This is a genomic window from Microbacterium sp. ZXT2-5 (genome assembly GCF_055329545.1).
The window spans coordinates 1593598-1613495 of sequence record NZ_JBUZWD010000001.1; the positions used below are offsets into that span (position 1 = coordinate 1593598).

Genomic DNA, 19898 nt, shown 5'->3' on the forward strand with positions numbered 1-19898 from the left:
TGCATCTCCGTGGGGCGAGAGGCCGGCCGGCCTGCGACGAGCCGCCCGCGGTACGGTGTCGGGATGCCGGACTACGTACGTCCTTCGCCCGCGCCGCGCGCGTTCGTGGACGCGGACGGCGTCGTGGTCCGCTACGGCGAGCGGTGGGGCGGGGACTCGCCGCCGGGCGATTCGTACTCGGTGACGAGCAACCTGGAGCGGTTCGCGCCGCTGCACGAGGTCGCGGACGCGCTGATCGACTGGCTCGCCACGTCGTACGACGTCACGGTCGAGGACTCCCTCGGCGTCGCCGCGGACCTGCTGCGGCCGCCGCCGCAGCCGCTACGCGCAGTGCGGGTCCGGCCCGCAGATGAGGCGGCGTCGCCGCTGACCTTCGTGTTCACCTCCTTCCCCGGCATCCATCTGCATCTCGGGCTGCTGCACGATGCCGTCTTCCCGTCGTGCGGCTGCGACGCCTGCGACGAGACGTGGGAGCGCTGCGCCGACGAGCTGGAGGAGACCGTGGTCAGTGTGGTGAGCGGCGGGCTGTCCGAGAGCATCAGTGGGCGGGGCCGGCTCCCTGTGACGTTCCGCCTCGAGTCCGCAGGGGGCTGGCGCGGCGGATCGAGCCGCCGCCAGGACTACCCGCGCGACCGCTGGCGGTCAGCGAGGCGTGCTCTGAAGGCAGGTCGTGTCTGGGCGCCCTGGCCGGTCCGCGAACGGTGATCGCCCGGTCGGGCGATGGTGTTCAGACGTCGGAGTAGTCGTTCGCCGGTGTGCGCAACTCGGTGACGACGTCCCCGTCGAGCGTCATGCCGACGAAGTTCCACCCGGTCTCGCCGGGACGGGTGAGGGATTGCGTTCCTTCGGCTTCCTGCTCGTCGATGCCCAGGTGGTCCGCGATGCCGTCCCCGTCCTCATCCCAGTCGTCCCACCCGCCGGCGGCGAGCACGTCGTCGCGAGCGCTGCCCACCGCGATGCCGTCGGCGGTCCGCGCGGGCGTATCTCCGACCGACGCGGAGAGCACGGTGACGCTCGTCGGTCCTCCGCCCTCGAGGACCGACACCCACACGTCGTCCCAGCGGTAGACGGTGCCCATCACCTCGCCGTTGCCCCACGGGTCCTCGAAGTCCTCGCCGCTGCGCGGCTCGCCGGTGAGCTCCGCGACGAGGGCGAGCAGCGGTTCTGCGTCGTCGTAGAGGGGGAACGTCTCCGCACTCGCGCCGTCGACGAGGTCGATGCTCTCGACGCCGAGGACCAGCGCGCGGGCTTCGGTCGCCGTCGGGGTCGGCGTCGGCGTCTGCGATGTGTCGGTCGCCGGTGTGGTGGCGACGGCCTCGGGGGTGGAGCCGGAGGAGGTGCAGCCGGTGAGCAGGAGTGCTGAGGCGATGAGGAGCAGGGCGAGGCGTGGCAGCACGACGACGAATCTAGCGGAGGATCACCAGCGCGCTTCCGACACACGCGCGGGGGTGACCGAGGCGTCGTAGACGCGCACCCACGAGGGGCGGACGGCGACCACCGCGAAGTCCGGATCGAGCGCGTGTGATCCGGGGAACTGCGCGGCGTACGCGGCGCCGTAGCGCTCGCGATGCGCGCCGTGCGCGATGGCGGCGAAGCCCTCGATCTGCACCGAGAGCTCGTCGACCGTGCCGACGACCACGGCGATCCGGTGGTCGTGGCGGAGGTTCTCGGCCTTTCGTGACGCGGCGTGTGTGTCGAACACGAGCGTTCCGTCGTCGAGGGCCGCCAGTCCGACCAGCGCCGCTTCGGGCGCGCCCGAAGGAGAGACGGTCGCCACGACGCCCTGGCCTCGAGCGCGCACGAAGGCCGTGAATGCCGACACGTCCCCGGGATCGAAGCTCACCCGCTCACAGTACGACAGCCGTGCGGGGATTCTGCAGAGGCCCGGAAGACGGATGCCGCGACCCGCCGGCCAGCCCACCCACCGGCCGCCCACCTACAGGCCCCGCGGCCGGCTCCGCGGCAGGCCGCAGCCTCACGCGGCCGGCTGCGACGCGTCGCCCGAGCGCAGGGGTCAGGCGATCGCGAAGCGGCGGGGCGACTTCGATGTGAGCCCGACGCGCTCGCCGAGCTCTCCGGTCAGGGGGTCGGGCGGTGGATGCAGCCAGTAGGTGTCGGCGCCCGTGGCGGCATCGCGCTCTCGCGAGATGCGCCATCGCTGATTGTGCAGTCGCAGGTGGCAGTTGCGGCACAGGGCGACGCCGTCGTCGACGTCGGTGCGGCCGTGATCCTCCCACCAGTGATCGATGTGATGGTATTCGCACTGCGAGACCGGGGCGCTGCATGATGGCCACACACAGCCGCCGTCGCGAGCGGCGATGGCGATGCGCTGCCTGCGGGTGAACAGTCGCAGTTCGCGACCGACGTCGAGCGGACGCCCGTCCGAGCCCCACATCATGGCGACGGCTCCGGCGTCGCACAGCCGCGCCTCGATCACTCCGCCGGGGACCGCGTGTCCACCGTCTTCGAGATGGCCGACTCCGGCGACCTGCATCTCCGCCCGGCCCGAGGCGGCTGAGATGGCGGCCGCCTCGACGACGATGCGCACGCCGGGCTGACGGTCGCCGAAAGCCTGCTCCGGGTTCGCGTGCGCACCGGTGCGCAGCACCGCCATGATCGTGTCGTACTGCAGCTGCTCGTTGGTGCGGTCGTCCGACTCGGCCGCGCGTGCCTTGTCGACCGCGTCGGACCCCACGAACCGGGGGCCCCGGCGCGGGCGCAGCGCGGCCTGCAGGAGCGCGTCGACCCACGCGCCGGCGTCGTCGTCGAACAGGATGTGCGCGTGCCGCTGCCCGCTCTCGTCGATCCACCGGCGGAACGAGCGGGCCGCGAAGCGCTCCTCGAATCGCAGGGTGACGCCTACCGGGTCGAGCCGGTCACGGGCGATGCGCGCCTGCTGCCGCAGCTCCTCCACAGGGAACGCCGAGACCTCCTCGAGCAGCAGCCGAACCGCACGGGTCCAGGCCTGCGGGAGGAAGTCGGGTGCGAGGTCGGGGTAGCGATCGACCGGCGGCTCGCCGAGACCCGTGCGGATGGCGTGGAACTGCGCCTGCGAGATGCCACCACCGGAGAGTGCATCGCACAGGAGTTCATGCCACTCCGGCACGTCCGCCCGGATCGCGCCGTTCGCCGCCTCTTCCGTGCCGCACACGGGAGTCCCCGACCCCGCCGCGCCGGAGGGCTCCGCGCCGGAGAGCTCCGTGCCGGCTTCGACCGCCCGCGCGACGTCGGACCGTCCCAACCCGGTGATCTGCTGCACGAGCGCGGTCCCGGTGCGGGCGCCCTTCCGCTGCGCGAGCCCTTCGTAGCCGAGATCCCGTGCCGACCGGCGCGACACCTCGGCCGAGGCGCGCGCGACGATCAGCTCGAGAGCCTTGCGGGCATCGGTGGCGTCCGCCAGCACGGCGAGAAGGTCCTCGTCACCGAGCGCCGCGAGCTCGAGGGGAGCCGCCGGGAGCCGCTCTGCGAGCCGGGTCGCGGCATCCGTCAACCGCATCGCGGGGGAGGCGGGCGCCGAGGAGTTCATAGAACAAATGTACGACGGACCTCCGACATCGAGCAGGCCGATGGGCGACGCCGCAACAGGCCCGATCAGCCCACGACCCGTCGGAACACCACAACGGCGCGTGCCCTCACCTCAGCGGGATCGTGCGGGAGCGGAAGCGTCTCGTACGCCCTCGGCGCGCGCGAGCTCCTCGTCGACGAAGCGCTGCAGCAGTGCGGGCGCCTGGCCGGCGCCGAGCTCGCGGGTCGTCGACTTGACGGCGATCAGCTCGGTCGCGGCATCACGTCTCGCTCCGGCCAGAGCGTGAGGTAGCGGTCGCGAGGGCGGACGAACAGGAACGGCAGTCGTCGTCGGACTGACATGGAGGGGCTGACGGGAATCGAACCCGCGCTGTCTGCTTGGGAAGCAGAAGTTCTGCCATTGAACTACAGCCCCGAGCGCCTGTTACGGCGCCCGGCCAGCATAACAGGACCGCCCCGCTAGGCTGACTCCGTGCTGCTCAGTGACCGCGACATCCGGCTCGAGATCGACGCGGGGCGCATCGCGCTCGACCCGTGGGAGCCCGCGATGGTGCAGCCCTCGAGCGTCGATGTGCGTCTCGATCGGTACTTCCGGCTGTTCGACAACCACAAGTACCCGTTCATCGATCCGGCCGAGGACCAGCCCGACCTCACGCGCCTCATCGAGGTGGAGCCCGACGAGCCGTTCATCCTGCACCCGGGGGAGTTCGCGCTGGGGTCGACCTTCGAGCAGATCTCCCTCCCCGACGACATCGCCGCCCGCCTCGAGGGCAAGTCCTCGCTCGGACGGCTGGGCCTGCTGACCCACTCCACCGCCGGCTTCATCGACCCGGGCTTCACCGGGCACGTCACGCTGGAGCTCTCCAACGTCGCGACGCTCCCGATCAAGCTCTGGCCCGGCATGAAGATCGGCCAGGTCTGCTACTTCCGCCTCACCTCTCCGGCCGAGAACCCGTACGGCTCGGGCGCGTACGGCAACAGGTATCAGGGTCAGCGCGGGCCGACGGCATCCCGATCGTTCCAGAACTTCCACCGCACCGATGTCGGGGCGACGGATGCCGGGAGCCGCGGCGCCTGAGCCCTCACGGGGTGGGATCGACCACCGGCTCCTTCGCGTAGACGTGCACCTCGGAGCCCTCGACGACGAACTGCAGCGCGGTGCCGTCCGGGAACCGCTCGCGCAGCTCCCGCGGGAACGACGGCGTGACCACCATGGCCGCCGTCGGAGGGAAGCCGCCGCCGGCGCAGCCGCCGGTGGCCATCTGCGCGTCGCCGGCCGCTGAGCGGACGAAGACGCAGTCGAGCACCTCGCCGCGCGTCCACACTTGCTGCGCGAGCACGGCGGTCAGGCCGAAGAACTCCTCGAACACCACGCCCTCACCCGCCTGATCGAAGAATCCGTCGGGCGGCTCGGCGTCGGGATCGACCGCGAGCACGGCGACCCGGCCGGTGCTCAGCGTCGAAGCCGCCAGCGTCACCGCCGAGGCGACGACAGCTGCGAGCACGACGGAGGCGATCCACAGCGTCCGCGTCCGCCGCCACCACGGTCCGCCCGCCGGCGCGGGGGTCGGCGACGGCCCCTGCACAGCGTCCGCGGGCGGAACCCCGTCTGGGGTGCGGCTTGCATCGGTGTCAGCGTCATCGGACCGAGTGCCCGGTGCCTCGGCGACACCGCTGTGCACCGCGTCCTCGAGTCCGCGCCGGGCGTTCGCGGCCAGGTCGGCCGCCGCTCCGGCGGACGTCGCCGCAGCGATCGCCCTGGGGTCTTCAGCGCCGGGGTCGGCCGCCTCCGAACCGGCCGCCGCCGAACCGGCCGCCGCAGAACTGGATGCCACAGCGCCGGACGCCGCGGGATCGGATGCCTCCCCTGCAAGCCGCGCCTGCTCCTCGAGCTCGCGCAGTCGGCGCATCGCCTCCGGGTCGTCCAGGATGTCCGCGTCCGGCCCGTAGGCGCGGGCGCGGAGCAGGCGCAGCTCGTCGCCCGTCACCGGCTGCTCGGATGTCGACATGAGCGCGCCCTCCCCACACCGGACCGGCGGCCATGGGCGATCCAGCTTGCGCCGCCCGCCCTCCGCCGCGATCGGTCACGGCGACCCCCGAGCCGAGGCGCTGCCGCCACCGTACTCCCCGTGCCGGGTCGGCGGCCAGCGGCGTCTCGATGAACGGATGCCGCGGCCCGCGGCATCCGTCATCTCACGGCGTCGGCTCGACCAGGCTGGGGGCCTTCGCGTAGACGTTCACCGTGGAGCCCTCGTGCACGAACTGCAGGGCGGTGCCGTCGGGGAAGGCGTCGCGCAGCTCGTCGGGGGAGAGGCGGCCGACCTCCATCGACGCGATCGCCGGGTAGGAGCCGGCTCCGCAGCTGCCCGCGCCGAAACCGCCGCCCTGGTCGGTGACGACGTACAGGCAGGTCTGCGTGCCGTCGGGGCCGAAGGACTGCGGGAACACCAGCACGGTGAGCCCGTGGAACTCGTCGAACACCCGCCCGCCTTGCTGGGACCCGAACCACTCCTCCGGCCACTCGGCGGCGGTATCCTCCTGCAGCACGGCGATCCGGCCGGCCTCGATCGCCTGCGTCCCGAGCGTGAGGCCGACGCCGACCAGCACTCCCGCGACCACGGACGCCGCCCACAGCACGGGGATGCGTCGTCGCCACCACGGTCGCGGAGGCGCCTGACCGCTCTCGTCGGGATCGAGGGCGTCCTCGCCGTCCGACGGTGCGGCAGGATCCGAAGCCCCGGACGGCGTGCCCGCCGGCCCGTCCTCCGGGTCGGATGTCGTGAGCGGGTCTGCGTCCGTTCCGGGCGTACGCAGCGCGCCAGGAGCGACCAGCGTGCTCGTCGACGTCGCGGCGCCGAAGCCTCGATCGAGGGACTCCCCGCGCGACGCGGCATCCGTCGCTCTCACGTCGGAGGCGTCATCGGCCGGTCCGGCTCCTGCCGCGCGAGACGACGGCACAGCGGCTCGAGCGGCCGCGCGGGCGGCCTGGTCCTGGATCTGCAGCTCCTGCAGTCGCGCGAGGGCGACGGGATCGTCGTGGATGTCGGCATCCGGACCGTAGGCGCGCTCGCGTAGTGCGCGGAGCTCGTCCTGCGAAGAGTCGGTCGGCGTTGACATCGATGCCATCCTGCCCCACCCGGGGCGGACCCCGCGCTGATCCCGGTGATCCTGGCGCTCCCGCCGCGCGCACACGGGCAGATGGCGGCGGGCGATCCCCACGATCGCCCGCCGCTGCGGCGGTCCTCGTCCCCACGTCGGCCCGCCGAATGCGCAGATGCGCTCCCACAGCGCCTATCCGCGCTTACTGCACTCTGCAGTATAGGGTCGATCTGTCGCGAGCGGGATACCCTTTTACGTCCCGAGCCGATCCGATCCTGTGCCGGATCCGCAGCGACGCAGGGGAGAAGGAGAGGATGCCGGTGCCCGAGCGCGAGCTCTCGACGACGGCGTACCTGACCCTCGGTCTCCTCGCCGCGCGCGACTGGTCGGCGTACCAGCTGGCCGAGCAGCTCGGCCGCGGCGTCGCCGAGCTGTGGCCGTCGGCCGACCGCGGCCGGTACGCGGTACTCAATCGCCTCCGCGATGCCGGCTTCGTCGACACCCGCCAGGAGCACACCGGCAAGCGCGCGCGCACGATCTACTCGATCACCCCAGAGGGGCGCGAGGCCCTCGCCCGGTGGCTGACGACGCCGGTGCGTCCGCCGTCGTTCGAGTTCGAGGGCATGGTGCGCGTGCTGCTCTCGGATCAGGGCTCGCTCGACGACCTCCGCTCGACCCTCGCGCAGACGCGAGAGCGGGCCCTCGCCCAACGCGACCTGTTCGCCCGCTACGCGGCGTTCATCAGCGCGACCGGCGGCACGTTCCCCGAGCGCAAGCACCTGTTCGCACTGGCCAACACGTTCATGATCGGCCATTACGACCACATCCTCGCGTGGGCCGACTGGGCCGAGCAGCAGATCGCGGACTGGCCCGACACGGTGACGCCGGCGGCGCACGGCGATCAGGTGAGCGACATGCTCGCCCCGGGCCGCGAGGCCTGGGAGTCCGGTCACGCCGACGGCGCGTGACCGGCCGGGGCTACGGACGCTGCGCAGAGACGAGCACCCGGTCGCGATCGAGGACGAACTCCAGCGCCGTGCCCTCGCCGAACTCCTCGAGCAGCGGCCGCGGCGCCTGCGCGGTGACGAGGATCGTCGCCGAGGCGGGGACCGAGCCCGCGGTGCACGAGCCGGCCGAGAGGCCGAAGTTCACCGAGGTCGAGTCGTACACCCACAAGCAGGTGCTGCTGGTCCTGTTGCCGAAGTCGCGTGCGGACGCGATCGCGGTGAGACCGCGGTACTCCTCGAACGTCACGCCGTCCGGCGGGCGCGGCCCCCACATCTGCTCCGGCCACTGCCCGTCGGCGTCCACGCCGAGCACGGCGACACGCTCCCGACCCGGCGACTGCTGCGCCGAGACCAGTGCCGCGCCGAGGAGCATGGCGAGCAGCAGCGACGCGCCCCAGAGGAGGGCCCGGTGCCGCTCCCACCACGGGCGCCGGATGCGGGATGCCGCGACAGCCGGATCTCCGGCGGGAGCCGCCCGGTCGTCGCGGGCCTGCGCGCCCGGCGCCGCCGCGTCGAGGGCGTGGCCTTCGAGCTCGCGCAGCCGCTGGAGGGCGTCCGGGTCGTCGTGGATGTCGGCGTCGGGTCCGTAGGCTCGCGCCCGCAGCCTTCTGAGCTCCTCGGCCACGTCGTCGGACATCTGCGACAGCATGTCCGACCGAGGCGTCGCGTTCGAGAACGCGCACGTGGCCGGACCGTGAACATCCCGTGACGCGCCGCCGCGGGGCGGGAATCCCGCGAGCGGTGGCGCCGCGCGGGTGCCCGTGGGTCAGTGGGCGGTGCGCACCCCGACGAGGTCGTGGACGAGCACGGCCGCCGCGCGCGCGCCCTGCCCCGCGGCGACGATGAGCTGCTGCGGACCGGGGGACGCGGCATCCCCCGCCGCATACAGACCCGCGACGGACGTGCGCCCGGAGCGGTCGGTGACCAGGTTGCCGAACCCGTCGCGCTCGAGGTCGATGCCGGCGACGAAGTCCAGCGCGGGGTGCCATTGCGGGCGCACGAACCCGCCGTCGATCTCGACGCGGTCGCCGCCCTGCAGGCGCACCGCCGACACGGCGCCCTTGTCGCCCTCGAGGTCGTCGATGACGCGACGCTCGACGATGATCCCGGATGCCGCGAGCTCGGCCTCCTCGACCGTGTCGACGGCGTCCGACCCGTTGGTGAAGACGGTGAGCCGGTCGGTCCAGCGGGCGATCAGCCGCGCCCGGGCGGCCAGATCGGGCGTCTCGCCGATGAGCGCGAGCGGGCGGTCCTGCAGCTCCCACGCGTCGCACGCGGCGCAGCTGAACACGGTCATCCCGTAGAACGCGCGGAGGCTCGGGATGTCGGGCAGTGTCTCGCGGAGGCCGGTGGCCACGAGCACCGAGCGGGCCGAGACGGCGGGAGGGATGCCCGAGCCGCGCCCGTTCAGCGCGGCGATGAAGCGGCGTCCGTCGCCGCAGTCCTTCTCCAGCAGTGCCGTCACGACCGTGCGGTCGTACACCCGCACGTCGGGGTAGGCGGCGAGCTCCGCCCGCGCGAGCTTGCGCAGCTCGAGCGGGGGGATGCCGTCGCGCGTGAGGAAGCCGTGCGAGCGCAGCGTCGCCGCGTTGCGGGGCCTACCGGCGTCGATGACCGCCACGGAGGCGCGGGCACGACCGAGGTTGAGCGCGGCGGAGAGCCCGGCCGGGCCCCCGCCCACGATGACGACGTCGACCTCGGCCGGCGGGGCGTCGCTAGCGGGTGCGGTGTCAGTCATGACCGTCTCCTTGGGGAGGGAGGGCGGCGATGATCGGATGGTCCTTCGCGATCACGCCGGTCTTCGCGGCGCCGCCCGGCGAGCCGATGTCGTCGAAGAACTCCACGTTCGCGGTGTAGTAGTCCTGCCACTGGTCGGGCAGGTCGTCCTCGTAGTAGATGGCCTCGACCGGGCAGACCGGCTCGCAGGCCCCGCAGTCGACGCACTCGTCGGGGTGGATGTACAGCGACCGCTCGCCCTCGTAGATGCAGTCGACCGGGCACTCGTCGATGCAGGCGCGGTCCTTCACATCGACGCACGGCAGTGCGATCACGTACGTCACCGGACGAGCGCTCCCCGCGAGATGCCGACCTGCTCGTCGCGCGGAACGACCTTCACGCGCTCCCGCGTGTGGAGGTGGTTCGCCCCGAGCTCCCGCTCGTGCGCATCCAGAGCCAGCCAGCCCTCCCACGTCGTGTACGCGACCTCGCGCTCGTCGAGCAGGTTCAGCACGTCGCCGGCCACCGCGGGGGCCGAGAGCCGCCCCGCCTCGATGTCGGCGACGAGGTGCGCGATGGTCTCCATGGCGTCGGACTTGGTGTGGCCGATGAGCCCGACCGGTCCGCGCTTGATCCAGCCGGTCGCGTAGAGGCCCGGGACCACCGGAGCGTCGGCGTCGCCGGTGGTCGCGGCATCCGTCACCCGTCCCTCGACATTCGAGACGACGCCGGCCTTCTCGTCGAACGGCGCGTCGATCACCGGGGTGCCGTAGTAGCCGACGGCGCGGTACACCTGCTGCACCGGGTACTCGCGGAACTCGCCCGTGCCGCGCACGCGCCCGTCCCCTGTCGGCTCGGTGCGCTCGAAGCGCAGGCCCTCGACCTTGCCGTCGCCGAGCACCTCGACGGGCGAGTGGTAGAAGTGCAGGTGCAGGCGGCGGCTGGCCCCCGTGGACTCGCGCGTGCGCCAGCTCTCGAGGATGCGGAGCATGACCTTCAGCTGGTTGTTGGCCGGCGTGAGGCCTTCGAGGTAGGCGAAGTCCTCGTCGTGCACGACGATGTCGACGTCCGGCACCTCGCCGAGCTCGCGCAGCTCGATCGGCGTGAACTTGATGTCGGCGGGACCGCGGCGGCCGAACACGTGCACGTCGGTGACGGCGGATGCCTCCAGGCCCGCGAGCACGTTGTCGGCGATCTCGGTCGAGCGGAGGTCCACGGCGTGCTTGGCGAGGATGCGGGCGACGTCGAGCGCGACGTTGCCGTTGCCGATGACGGCGACCTCGCGCTGGTCGAGCGTCCACTCGGTGGGCACGTCGGGGTGGCCGTCGAACCAGGCGACGAAGTCCGCCGCGCCGAACGATCCGGGCAGGTCGATGCCGGGGATGTCGAGGGCGGCGTCGCGGATGGCCCCGGTGGCGAGGATCACCGCGTCGTACCGCTCGTGCAGCTCCTCCAGCGCGATGTCGCGGCCGACCTCGACGTTGCCGATGAACCGGGTGGTTCCGGCGTCGAGCATCTCGTGCAGCGAGTTGACGATGCCCTTGATGCGCGGGTGGTCGGGTGCGACGCCGTAGCGGATGAGGCCGTAGGGCGCGGGAAGCGACTCGAACAGATCGATCGCGACCGAGCCGCCGGCGTCGTTCACGGCGTTGGTGAGGATGTTGCCCGCGTAGATGCCGGCGGGACCGGCGCCGACGATCGCGACGCGGAGGTTCTGGAGGCTCGAAGAGGTCACTGCGTGGGGGCCTTTCGGGAGGTGCCGGGGACGGCGAGGGGGTCGAAGTGGGTGAGTTCGAGGGTGGCGAGTTCCGCGGGGGCGTACGGGCTGAGCCGCACGACGTCGCCCACGACCACGACGGCGGGGGAGCGGATGCCTCGCTCCGCGGCCTGGTGGGCGATCGTGGCGAGGGTGCCGACGGTGACGCGCTGGCGAGGCCCGTAGCCGTCCTCGACGACCGCCACCGGGCAGTCCGCGCCGCGCTCGCCGCGGGCGAGGATGATCGCGGAGTTCGCCAGGGTGCCGATCCCCATGAGCAGCACGACGGTGTGGTCGCGGCCGCCGCCGAGGGACTCGATCTGGTCGTGCGCGGTGGCGACCGTGAACGCGGTGGCCACGCCGCGGTGGGTGAGCGGTATGCCGGCGATCGCGGGCACCGAGATCGCGCTGGTGATCCCCGGCACGACCTGGACGGGGACGCCCGCCTCCTGGCAGGCGAAGAGCTCCTCGCCGCCGCGCCCGAAGACGTACGGGTCTCCGCCCTTGAGGCGGACGACCGTCTTGCCGTCGAGGGCGAGCTGCACCAGGAGGGCGTTGATGGCGTCCTGCGGCACGGCGTGGTGGCCCGGCGTCTTGCCGACGTCGACGACCTCCGCCCGCAGCTCGACGCCGTCGGCGGCGAGCCCCTCGAGCACGGCGCGCGCGCCGAGCCGGTCCGCGACGATCACGTCCGCCGCTTCCAGGGCGCGCAGGCCCTTGACGGTGAGCAGCCCGGCGTCGCCCGGCCCGGCCCCGACCAGCCAGACCGTCCCGGTCGTGGTGGCGTCGGCCGTGGCATCCGTAGCCCCCGTGGCATCCGTGGCATCCGTCGCATCCGCGGCATCTGTCGCATCCGTCGCTCCGGAATTCGGAGATTCGGCGTGTTTCCGGACCTCCCCGGCCGGATGCTCCGGAAAACGTGCGGATGTCCGATTTCCGGATCCGGGGAAGGAGGGGTCGAGGGACTCGAGTGACTCGAGGGGCTCGGGGCGGCCGGTCATCGGGCACCTCCCGTGATGAGCAGGCCACGGCGCTTCAGCATGCGGCGCTCCAGCGGCCCGAAGAAGACGAGCTCGATGAGGATGCCGATGGCCAGGATGAGGATGATGGTGGCGAGGACCCCGGCCATGTCGGCGAGCTCCCGCGACTGGTCGAGCATCGAGCCCAGGCCGAAGCCGATGGAGCCGCCCGTCGCGATGATCTCGGCCGCCATCAGCGAGCGCCACGAGAACGCCCATCCCTGCTTGAGTCCGGCGAGGTAGCCGGGCAGCGCGGCGGGCAGGATGACGGCGGTGGCCAGCTGCCAGCGCGAGGCGCCGAGCACCGTGCCGACGCGCCGCAGCTGCGGGGGCACCTGGTCGATGCCGGCAATGAGGCCGTTCACGATCGACGGGATGGCGCCCATGAGGATGACGAAGTAGACGGTCGCGTCGGACAGGCCGAACCAGATGATCGCAGCGGGCACCCAGGCCACCGACGGCAGCACCTGCAGGCCCGAGATGATCGGTCCGACCGCGCGGCGGATCGGGCGCACCTCGGCGAGAAGCAGCCCGATGGGTGTGCCGACGACGATCGCGATGAGGAAGCCGGCGACCCCGCGCTCGAGGCTGGTCGCGACGGCCTCCTGCAGGCGACCGGTCTCCCACGCCAGGCCCAGCGCGTTCCACACGTCCACGGGACTCGGAACCTTATCGGGCCGCGGGTCGGCGATGACGACGTACAGCTGCCAGGCGACGATCAGCAGCACGAGGAAGACGATCGGCGGCACGACGCTCTGGGCGACGCGGCGCCAGCGCCCGGTGCCCGAGGCCGCGTCGGTCTGCAGCCGGTCCAGGCCCGCCTCGAGCGAGCGCAGATCGTCGGAGGTGACGGATGCCGCGGCATCCGTCTTCGGAACGGTCAGGCTGTCATGCGGCATTGCGGCGGATCTCCTTCCGCAGCTGGTCGGTGATCTCCACCGAGAGTGCGGCCACCTCGGGCGACTCGATGCGGCGCCCGGTGGTCTTCGCGATCTGCCACTGCTGCACGATGCGGCCGGGACGGCTGCCCATCAGCACGACGCGCTGGCCGAGGCGGGCAGCCTCCCGCACGTTGTGCGTGACGAACACGATGGTGCGACCGGTGGCGCGCCACACGCGCTCGAGCTCCTCGTGGAGGAGGTCGCGGGTGATGGCGTCGAGTGCCGCGAACGGCTCGTCCATCAGCAGCACGGGCCGGTCCTGCGCGAGGGCGCGTGCGAGCGCGACGCGCTGGCGCATGCCGCCGGAGAGCTCGTGCGGGCGCTTGTCGGCGGCATCCGCGAGGTTCACGGTGTCCAGGAGCGCGAGCGCCTTCTCGCGACGCTCGCCGCGCGGCACGCCTCGCAGGCGGAGCGCCAGTTCGACGTTCTTGCGGGCGGTCAGCCACGGCATGAGAGCCGACTCCTGGAACATGACGGCCGAGCCCTCGTCAGGGGTCTCGATGCGGCCGGTGCTCGGGCGATCGAGCCCGGCGATGAGGTTCAGGAGCGTGGACTTGCCGCACCCGGACGCCCCCAGCAGGCACACGAACTCCCCGGGGGCGATGTCGAGCGACACGTCGTCGAGCACGACCGGGGCGGAGCCGAACCGCTTGGACACCGCGTCGATCCGCACGGCGGGCGGGACGGCCGGAGCGGGCACGGGGACCGGCGCGACGCTGTCGAAGCTCGGCGTGAAAGGCGTGCCCGCGGAGGCGGGCGCGCCCGTCTCCGGAGCGGCCGGCACGCGGGCCTTCGAGCCCTGCGCGGCGCCAGAGGCGGAAGCGGGTGCGGTGCTCATGTCAGTCCTCGCCGAGTCCTGCGGCCGAGACGGGCTCGCCGCCGGCCGCCGTCAGCTGGTCGTTGAGCAGGGTCAGGTCGAACAGGCCCTCGATCGAACCCGCCTTCTGCGTGCCTGCCTCGATGCCGTTCTCGACGAGCGTCTCGAAGGCGTCGGCGTGCGGGTCGACCGAGAACGTCACGTGCTCGAGAGCGCGCTCGATCACCGCATCCGCCAGCGGCTTGCCGGTCTCGTCCTCGATGGCGCCGTTGATGACCGCCGGCGCGTCGCCGGGGTTGTCGGCGATCCACTGCACGGCGGCCGCGTGGCCGGTCAGGAGGTCTGCCACCACGTCGGGATGCTGATCGAGGAAGTCCTTGCGCACCAGCAGCACGGTGGTCGGGAACTCGCCGTCCTGCCACAGGTCGGCCTCGTCCTGCAGCACGTGCGCGCCGGCGTCGATCACCAGGCGCGACACCCAGGGCTCCGGCACCCAGGCGCCGTCGACCTGACCGTCCTGGAACAGCGTCAGTGTCTGGGCGTTGTCGGTCGGCGTGATCTGCACGTCGCCGCCGCCGGAGGTGTCGGTCTCGAACCCCTCGTCGGCCAGCCAGACCCGCGCCGAGACGTCCTGCGTGTTGCCGAGCTGCGGCGTCGCGATCGTCGTGCCGTCGAGGTCGGCCGGCTCGTCGATGCCGTCGCGGACCACGAGGGCTGCGCCACCGGTCGCCGCGCCGGCGACGATGCGGGCGGACTCGCCGCCGGACTGGATGAACGTGTTGATCGACGGGTTGGGGCCGATGTAGGTGGCGTCGATGGCGCCTGCCGACAGCGCCTCGATGGCGGCAGGCCCCGCGTTGAAGACCTGCGTGGTCACCTCGACGTCGCCGAGCGCGTCGGCGAACAGCCCCTCCTCGAGCCCGACGAGCGCGGGGGCATGCGTGACGTTCGCGAAGTACCCGAGGCGCAGCTCCGTCACCGGGGCGCCGCCGTCGCCGGCCTCTGCCGCGGCGGAGGCGCAGCCCGACATCATCGCCGCCACGAGTCCCAGGGTTGTGATCGTCGTCATGGTGCGGATTGTGTTCACGGTGTCGCCTCCTTCGGTTCGGTGGTTCGGGTCAGGGGTGGGTGGTGCGGGTGCGCGCGGATGCCGGACTCGGTCAGTCGCGCACGATGCCGGCGGCGAGGGTCGCGCCGTCGGACGGATGGATGACGAGGAACGAGCCCCCGGGGCGGCTGTCGCGGTACGGCTCGAGCGGCAGGTCGGCCGCCAGCCGCAGCCGCACGCGGCCGATGTCGTTGGTCTCGAGCGTCTGCGCCGGCTCGTGCACCAGCGCGTCGAGGTCGTAGCGGGACTCGATCTGCGCGACGATCGCCTGCACGGTCGCGGTGCCGTGCTTGATGAGCACGCGGATGCCGGGGACCAGCGCCCGCGCGTCGAGCTGGAAGAGCTCCGCGTCGAACTCGCGACGAGCCTGGGGCAGTGAGCCGGCGGTGACGACGAGGGCGCCGCGCGCGGTGTCGATGTCGTCCTCGAACTCGAGCGAGACGGACTGCGGGGCCGTCGCCTCGTCGACCTCGACGCCGGCCGAGCGGATGCCGGTGACGGTGGTGGCGCTGCCCGCCGGGAAGACCTCCACGCGATCGCCGACGCGCACGACGCCGCTCGAGATCCGACCCGCGACGGCACGGTAGTCGCGCAGGCGCTCCGCCTCGTCGGGAGCGATGCCGGGGGCGAGCCCGCCCTGCGGGCGCAGCACGAGCTGGACGGGCAGCCGCAGCGGCTCGAGGTCGCGCTCGACGTCGGCGGTCGGAAGCGTCTCGAGCAGCCCGAGGAGAGCCGGCCCCTCGTACCAGGGCGTGCGCTCGGACCGCTCGACGATGTTGTCGCCTTCGAGCGCCGACACCGGGATGACGTGCAGATCCTCGATGCCGAGCTCGGTCGCCACCGCCTCGGCCTGAGCGGACACGTCGGCGAAGATCTCCGGCGAGAAGGCCACGAGGTCGATCTTGTTGACCGCGACGATCACGTGCGGCACGCGCAGGAGGGCGACGACGGCGAGGTGGCGCTTGGTCTGCTCGACGACGCCCTTGCGCGCATCGACGAGCACCACGACCGCGTCGGCGGTCGTCGCGCCGGTCACCATGTTGCGCGTGTACTGCACGTGGCCCGGGCAGTCGGCGAGGATGAACGACCGCGCGCCGGTCGAGAAGTAGCGGTAGGCGACGTCGATCGTGATGCCCTGCTCGCGCTCGGCGCGCAGGCCGTCGGTGAGGAGCGCGAAGTCGAAGTCGCCGTGCGCGAAGCCGCGGTCCGCCGACGTGCGGGCGACCTGCTCGAGCTGGTCGGCGAGGATCGCCTTCGAGTCGTGCAGCAGCCGGCCGACGAGCGTCGACTTGCCGTCGTCGACCGAGCCGGCCGTCGCGAACCGGAACAGCGTGGGCGTGCCGGTCCCCGCGGCGTCGAGAGCCGGGGCGTGAGGCGTGTCGAGATCCAGCATCAGAAGTACCCGTCCTTCTTGCGGTCCTCCATGGCCGCCTCGCTGAGGCGGTCGTCGGCGCGCGTGGCGCCGCGTTCGGTGAGGGTGGAGACGGCGACCTCGGCGACGATGGCGGCGAGGTCCGCGGCATCCGATTCCACCGCTCCGGTGCAGCTCATGTCGCCGACCGTGCGGTAGCGCACCGTGCGGCGCTCGACGGTCTCGTCCTCGCGGGGCGGCGAGAACGGGCCGACGGGGCGCCACATGCCGTCGCGGGCGTACACGTCGCGCTCGTGCGCGAAGTACAGCGGCGGCAGCGCGATCCTCTCGCGCTCGATGTAGCGCCAGACGTCGAGCTCGGTCCAGTTCGAGATCGGGAAGGCGCGCACATGCTGACCGGGCGTGTGCCGGCCGTTGTACAGGCTCCACAGCTCCGGGCGCTGGTTGCGCGGATCCCACTGGCCGAACTCGTCGCGCAGCGAGATGATGCGCTCCTTGGCGCGGGCCTTGTCCTCGTCGCGGCGCGCCCCGCCGAAGACGGCGTCGTGGCGCCCGGCGGCGATCGCGTCGAGCAGCGGCAGCGTCTGCAGGGGGTTGCGGGTGCCGTCGGCGCGCTCCTGGAGGCGTCCGTCGTCGATGTAGTCCTGCACGCTCGCGACCTCGAGACGGATGCCGAGACGCTCGACGGTCTCGTCGCGGAAGGCGATGACCTCGGGGAAGTTGTGGCCGGTGTCGACGTGCAGCACCGGGAACGGCACGCGGCCGGGCGCGAACGCCTTGGTCGCCAGGTGCAGCACGACGACGGAGTCCTTGCCGCCGGAGAACAGCAGCACCGGGCGCTCGAACTCGGCGACGACCTCGCGGATGACGTGGATCGCCTCGGCCTCGAGCAGGTCGAGCGTGGACAGCGCGGCGGACGCTTCCGCCGCCGATCGAGCGGGCGAGGTGGGAGCCGTATCGAGATCAGTCATTCGTGGAGCCCGCATTCGGTCTTGGCGGAGCCGGCCCAGCGGCCGGACCGGGGGTCTTCGCCGGGGGCGACCGGCTTCGTGCACGGCTCGCAGCCGATCGAGGGGTAGCCGAACCCGACGAGCAGGTTCACCGGCGCCTTGTGCGCCGCGGCGTACGAGAGCACGTCGTCGAAGCTCCAGGCCGCGACCGGGTTCACCTTCACGAGCCCGTTGCGCTCGTCCCACGTCACGAGGGGGGTGTTGGTGCGGGTGGGGGCCTCGTCGCGGCGGACGCCCGTGAACCACACCTCGTACCCGCCGAGCGCCTGCTGGAGGGGTGCGACCTTGCGCCGCGCGCAGCACAGGCCCGGGTCCCGCTCGAAGAGCTTCGCGCCGAACTCGGCGTCCTGCTCGGCGACGGTCTGGTCGGGCGTGATGTCCACGATCCGCACGTCGAGCACGCGCTGCACCTCGTCGCGCGTCGCGTAGGTCTCGGTGAAGTGATACCCGGTGTCGAGGAACAGCACGTCCACGCCCGGGAGCTGCTCCGCCACGAGGTGCGGCAGGGCGGCGTCGGCCATCGAGCAGGCGACGGCGGCGGCATCCGTCCCGAAATTCCGCGCGACCCACGCGACGACCTCCGCAGCGGATGCCTCGTGGTCGGTCAGGCTGCCGAGCTCGAGGTTGCCCTGCTCGGCGAGGGCCTCGAGCTCTTCGCGCGTGCGCTTGACGGCGATGCGGGGTGCGAGGGAGACGGTCACTGCAGGGCCTCCTCCTCGGCGCGGTGCGCCCACTGGGCGAACGTCTCGCCGGCCTCGCGGTCGGCGAGGAAGCGGGTCACGACGCGCTCGACGTAGTCGGCGATGCCGTCGGCGGCCACCTTCAGGCCGCGGACGGTGCGGCCGAGGCCGGGCTCGTCGCGGTCCTGCGAGGCCAGGCCGCCGCCGAGGTGCACCTGGTACCCGGGAACCTGCTCGCCGTCGATCGTGACGAGCTGGCCCTTCAGGCCGATGTCGGCGGTCTGGATGCGCGCGCAGGAGTTGGGGCAGCCGTTGACGTGGAGCGAGATCGGATGCGGCAGCTCGAACCGGTCGAGACGCTTCTCGAGGTCGAGCACGGCGGCGGTCGCGTTGACCTTCGTCTCGACGATCGCAAGCTTGCAGAACTCGATGCCGGTGCACGCGATCGTGCCGCGGCGGATGAGGCTGGGACGCGCCTGCAGCCCGATGGCGTCGAGCTCGCCGACGAGCGGCTCGACGTTCTCGGCGGGCACGTCGAGGATCACGAGCTTCTGGTGCGGCGTGGTGCGCAGGCGCGTCGAGCCGTGCGCCTCGATGACGTCGGCGAGCTTCGCGAGGGCCGGACCCGAGACCCGCCCGACGATGGGGGTGACGCCAATGTAGAAGCGGCCGTCCTTCTGCTCGTGCACGCCGACGTGGTCGCCGATCGTCTGCGGCCGCGCAGGGGCGGGGCCGTCGGGAAGCTCGTAGCCGAGGTACTCGTCCTGCAGCACCTGGCGGAACTTCTCGGTGCCCCACTCGGCGAGCAGGAACTTCAGACGCGCCTTGTTGCGCAGGCGCCGGTAGCCGTAGTCGCGGAAGATCTGGGTGACGCCGTGCCAGGCATCCGCCACCTGGTCCGGCCGCACGAACGTGCCGAGGCGCTCGCCCAGGCGCGGGGTCGTCGAGAGCGCGCCGCCGACCCACAGGTCGTAGCCGATGCCCAGCTCGGGGTGCTCGACCGCGACGAAAGCCACGTCGTTGATCTCATGCACGACGTCCTGGCTCGGGTGGCCGGTGATGGCCGACTTGAACTTGCGCGGCAGGTTGGCCAGCGTCTGGTCGCCGAGGAAGCGCGCGGTGATCTCGTGGATCTGCGGCGTCGGGTCGATGAGCTCGTCGGCGGCGATGCCGGCCACGGGCGAGCCGAGGATCACGCGGGGGACGTCGCCGCACGCCTCCGTGGTCGACAGGCCCACGGCCTCCAGGCGGCGCCAGATCTCGGGGATGTCCTCGACGCGGATCCAGTGCAGCTGGATGTTCTGACGGTCGGTGATGTCGGCGGTGTCGCGCGCGAACTCGGTGGAGATGCCGGCGATGACGCGCAGCTGCTCGGTGGTGAGCTGGCCGCCGTCGATGCGGACGCGGAGCATGAAGTACTCGTCTTCGAGCTCCTCGGGCGTGAGGGTCGCGGTGCGGCCGCCGTCGATGCCGGGCTTGCGCTGCGTGTAGAGGCCCCACACGCGGAACCGGCCGTGCAGATCGGTCGGGTCGATCGAGGCGAAGCCGCCCTTCGAGTAGACGTTCTCGATGCGCTCGCGCACGCTCAGTCCGTTGTCGACCTGCTTCCACTCCTCGTTGCCGTTGAGGGGGGTCGTGCCGTCGATCTTCCACTGACCGTTGGGCTTCGACGACGCGCGCGGGGGGCGCACGGCTGCGCGCGGGCGCTCCGCCTCTGCACGCGCTTCGGTGTCGCTGATGGTCACGGTGGCCTCCGGGGTCGATCCCGGGTCGTGCCCGGGCAGGACTCTATCGAGCCCATTCCGTGAGGCTAGAAGCGAGCGGCCCGCGGGCCTACCCGAGTGTCAA

Annotated in this window: 20 protein-coding genes and 1 tRNA gene; 3 read left to right on the plus strand and 18 right to left on the minus strand. The window is 72.3% G+C overall.

Annotated elements, in window-relative coordinates; translation table 11 throughout:
• The first annotated feature begins 63 nt into the window (after nt 1-63).
• On the plus strand, nt 64-705 hold the full coding sequence (locus tag ACZBH1_RS06945; RefSeq protein ID WP_378879052.1) for a DUF6226 family protein: 642 nt from the start codon (nt 64-66) through the stop codon (nt 703-705).
• A 22-nt stretch (nt 706-727) separates the two neighbouring features.
• Here the strand turns inward: ACZBH1_RS06945 and ACZBH1_RS06950 are convergent, their stop codons facing one another.
• The 4 genes from ACZBH1_RS06950 to ACZBH1_RS06965 all read right to left on the minus strand — a co-directional run bounded on the left by ACZBH1_RS06950 (nt 728) and on the right by ACZBH1_RS06965 (nt 3940).
• Nucleotides 728-1396, minus strand: a complete 669-nt coding sequence (locus ACZBH1_RS06950; protein ID WP_463645921.1) for a hypothetical protein — start codon at nt 1394-1396, stop codon at nt 728-730.
• Between the two features lie 21 nt (nt 1397-1417).
• Entirely contained in the window at nt 1418-1843 is a 426-nt protein-coding gene (locus ACZBH1_RS06955; protein WP_452323725.1) for a pyridoxamine 5'-phosphate oxidase family protein, read from the minus strand.
• A 171-nt stretch (nt 1844-2014) separates the two neighbouring features.
• Nucleotides 2015-3526 carry an HNH endonuclease signature motif containing protein gene (locus ACZBH1_RS06960; protein ID WP_463645922.1) on the minus strand — a complete coding sequence of 504 codons (1512 nt, stop codon included), beginning with the start codon at nt 3524-3526 and terminating at the stop codon, nt 2015-2017.
• A 340-nt stretch (nt 3527-3866) separates the two neighbouring features.
• Nucleotides 3867-3940: transfer RNA gene (locus tag ACZBH1_RS06965), tRNA-Gly, on the minus strand.
• Nucleotides 3941-3997: 57 nt separating this feature from the next.
• Here ACZBH1_RS06965 and dcd point away from each other — a divergent pair.
• Nucleotides 3998-4603 (plus strand): dCTP deaminase, encoded by a 606-nt coding sequence (gene dcd, locus ACZBH1_RS06970; protein WP_336394134.1) that lies wholly within the window; start codon nt 3998-4000, stop codon nt 4601-4603.
• Nucleotides 4604-4607: 4 nt separating this feature from the next.
• Here the strand turns inward: dcd and ACZBH1_RS06975 are convergent, their stop codons facing one another.
• Together ACZBH1_RS06975 and ACZBH1_RS06980 are read right to left on the minus strand one after the other, a co-directional pair.
• The gene (locus tag ACZBH1_RS06975) at nt 4608-5534 is read right to left on the minus strand and encodes a hypothetical protein (RefSeq protein WP_463645923.1); all 927 of its coding nucleotides are present in this window, start codon (nt 5532-5534) and stop codon (nt 4608-4610) included.
• A gap of 184 nt (nt 5535-5718) precedes the next feature.
• The gene (locus ACZBH1_RS06980; protein ID WP_463645924.1) at nt 5719-6642 is read right to left on the minus strand and encodes a hypothetical protein; all 924 of its coding nucleotides are present in this window, start codon (nt 6640-6642) and stop codon (nt 5719-5721) included.
• A 296-nt stretch (nt 6643-6938) separates the two neighbouring features.
• Between ACZBH1_RS06980 and ACZBH1_RS06985 the strand changes: the two genes are divergently transcribed.
• Nucleotides 6939-7592 carry a PadR family transcriptional regulator gene (locus ACZBH1_RS06985; RefSeq protein ID WP_463645925.1) on the plus strand — a complete coding sequence of 218 codons (654 nt, stop codon included), beginning with the start codon at nt 6939-6941 and terminating at the stop codon, nt 7590-7592.
• A gap of 10 nt (nt 7593-7602) precedes the next feature.
• Here ACZBH1_RS06985 and ACZBH1_RS06990 read toward each other — a convergent pair whose 3' ends face one another.
• The 12 genes from ACZBH1_RS06990 to ACZBH1_RS07045 form a co-directional block, all read right to left on the minus strand.
• Nucleotides 7603-8268, minus strand: coding sequence for a hypothetical protein (locus ACZBH1_RS06990; protein WP_463645926.1), 666 nt, complete (start codon nt 8266-8268; stop codon nt 7603-7605).
• Nucleotides 8269-8397: 129 nt separating this feature from the next.
• Nucleotides 8398-9369 carry an NAD(P)/FAD-dependent oxidoreductase gene (locus tag ACZBH1_RS06995; protein WP_463645927.1) on the minus strand — a complete coding sequence of 324 codons (972 nt, stop codon included), beginning with the start codon at nt 9367-9369 and terminating at the stop codon, nt 8398-8400.
• Nucleotides 9362-9691 (minus strand): ferredoxin, encoded by a 330-nt coding sequence (fdxA, locus tag ACZBH1_RS07000; protein WP_336394140.1) that lies wholly within the window; start codon nt 9689-9691, stop codon nt 9362-9364. The genes ACZBH1_RS06995 and fdxA overlap by 8 nt, the downstream gene beginning before the upstream one ends.
• The gene (locus tag ACZBH1_RS07005; RefSeq protein ID WP_336394141.1) at nt 9688-11082 is read right to left on the minus strand and encodes an FAD-dependent oxidoreductase; all 1395 of its coding nucleotides are present in this window, start codon (nt 11080-11082) and stop codon (nt 9688-9690) included. The genes fdxA and ACZBH1_RS07005 overlap by 4 nt, the downstream gene beginning before the upstream one ends.
• Nucleotides 11079-12104: a uroporphyrinogen-III C-methyltransferase gene (gene cobA / locus ACZBH1_RS07010; RefSeq protein ID WP_463645928.1), complete on the minus strand. Its 1026-nt coding sequence runs from the start codon at nt 12102-12104 to the stop codon at nt 11079-11081. The genes ACZBH1_RS07005 and cobA overlap by 4 nt, the downstream gene beginning before the upstream one ends.
• Nucleotides 12101-13021, minus strand: a complete 921-nt coding sequence (locus tag ACZBH1_RS07015) for an ABC transporter permease (RefSeq protein ID WP_452323717.1) — start codon at nt 13019-13021, stop codon at nt 12101-12103. Before ACZBH1_RS07015 ends, cobA begins: the two co-directional genes overlap by 4 nt.
• Nucleotides 13011-13901 carry an ABC transporter ATP-binding protein gene (locus ACZBH1_RS07020; RefSeq protein ID WP_463645929.1) on the minus strand — a complete coding sequence of 297 codons (891 nt, stop codon included), beginning with the start codon at nt 13899-13901 and terminating at the stop codon, nt 13011-13013. The genes ACZBH1_RS07015 and ACZBH1_RS07020 overlap by 11 nt, the downstream gene beginning before the upstream one ends.
• Before the next feature lies 1 nt (nt 13902).
• Nucleotides 13903-14949 carry an aliphatic sulfonate ABC transporter substrate-binding protein gene (locus tag ACZBH1_RS07025; RefSeq protein WP_378879017.1) on the minus strand — a complete coding sequence of 349 codons (1047 nt, stop codon included), beginning with the start codon at nt 14947-14949 and terminating at the stop codon, nt 13903-13905.
• Nucleotides 14950-15040: 91 nt separating this feature from the next.
• On the minus strand, nt 15041-16381 hold the full coding sequence (locus tag ACZBH1_RS07030) for a sulfate adenylyltransferase subunit 1 (protein ID WP_463645930.1): 1341 nt from the start codon (nt 16379-16381) through the stop codon (nt 15041-15043).
• Nucleotides 16381-17331, minus strand: coding sequence for a sulfate adenylyltransferase subunit CysD (gene cysD / locus ACZBH1_RS07035; RefSeq protein ID WP_463645931.1), 951 nt, complete (start codon nt 17329-17331; stop codon nt 16381-16383). The genes ACZBH1_RS07030 and cysD overlap by 1 nt, the downstream gene beginning before the upstream one ends.
• On the minus strand, nt 17328-18071 hold the full coding sequence (locus ACZBH1_RS07040; RefSeq protein ID WP_463645932.1) for a phosphoadenylyl-sulfate reductase: 744 nt from the start codon (nt 18069-18071) through the stop codon (nt 17328-17330). Before ACZBH1_RS07040 ends, cysD begins: the two co-directional genes overlap by 4 nt.
• Nucleotides 18068-19795: a nitrite/sulfite reductase gene (locus ACZBH1_RS07045; protein ID WP_463645933.1), complete on the minus strand. Its 1728-nt coding sequence runs from the start codon at nt 19793-19795 to the stop codon at nt 18068-18070. Before ACZBH1_RS07045 ends, ACZBH1_RS07040 begins: the two co-directional genes overlap by 4 nt.
• Between the last annotated feature and the right edge of the window lie 103 nt (nt 19796-19898).

Coding starts and splice junctions, on each gene's coding strand:
- ACZBH1_RS06945 (WP_378879052.1), top strand. CDS start 64: ATGCCGGACTACGTACGTCCTTCGCCCGCGCCGCGCGCGTTCGTGGAC.
- ACZBH1_RS06960 (WP_463645922.1), bottom strand. CDS start 3,526: ATGAACTCCTCGGCGCCCGCCTCCCCCGCGATGCGGTTGACGGATGCC.
- ACZBH1_RS06975 (WP_463645923.1), bottom strand. CDS start 5,534: ATGTCGACATCCGAGCAGCCGGTGACGGGCGACGAGCTGCGCCTGCTC.
- ACZBH1_RS06980 (WP_463645924.1), bottom strand. CDS start 6,642: ATGTCAACGCCGACCGACTCTTCGCAGGACGAGCTCCGCGCACTACGC.
- ACZBH1_RS06985 (WP_463645925.1), top strand. CDS start 6,939: ATGCCGGTGCCCGAGCGCGAGCTCTCGACGACGGCGTACCTGACCCTC.
- ACZBH1_RS06990 (WP_463645926.1), bottom strand. CDS start 8,268: ATGTCCGACGACGTGGCCGAGGAGCTCAGAAGGCTGCGGGCGCGAGCC.
- ACZBH1_RS06995 (WP_463645927.1), bottom strand. CDS start 9,369: ATGACTGACACCGCACCCGCTAGCGACGCCCCGCCGGCCGAGGTCGAC.
- cobA (WP_463645928.1), bottom strand. CDS start 12,104: ATGACCGGCCGCCCCGAGCCCCTCGAGTCACTCGAGTCCCTCGACCCC.
- ACZBH1_RS07015 (WP_452323717.1), bottom strand. CDS start 13,021: ATGCCGCATGACAGCCTGACCGTTCCGAAGACGGATGCCGCGGCATCC.
- ACZBH1_RS07020 (WP_463645929.1), bottom strand. CDS start 13,901: ATGAGCACCGCACCCGCTTCCGCCTCTGGCGCCGCGCAGGGCTCGAAG.
- ACZBH1_RS07025 (WP_378879017.1), bottom strand. CDS start 14,949: ATGACGACGATCACAACCCTGGGACTCGTGGCGGCGATGATGTCGGGC.
- ACZBH1_RS07030 (WP_463645930.1), bottom strand. CDS start 16,381: ATGCTGGATCTCGACACGCCTCACGCCCCGGCTCTCGACGCCGCGGGG.
- cysD (WP_463645931.1), bottom strand. CDS start 17,331: ATGACTGATCTCGATACGGCTCCCACCTCGCCCGCTCGATCGGCGGCG.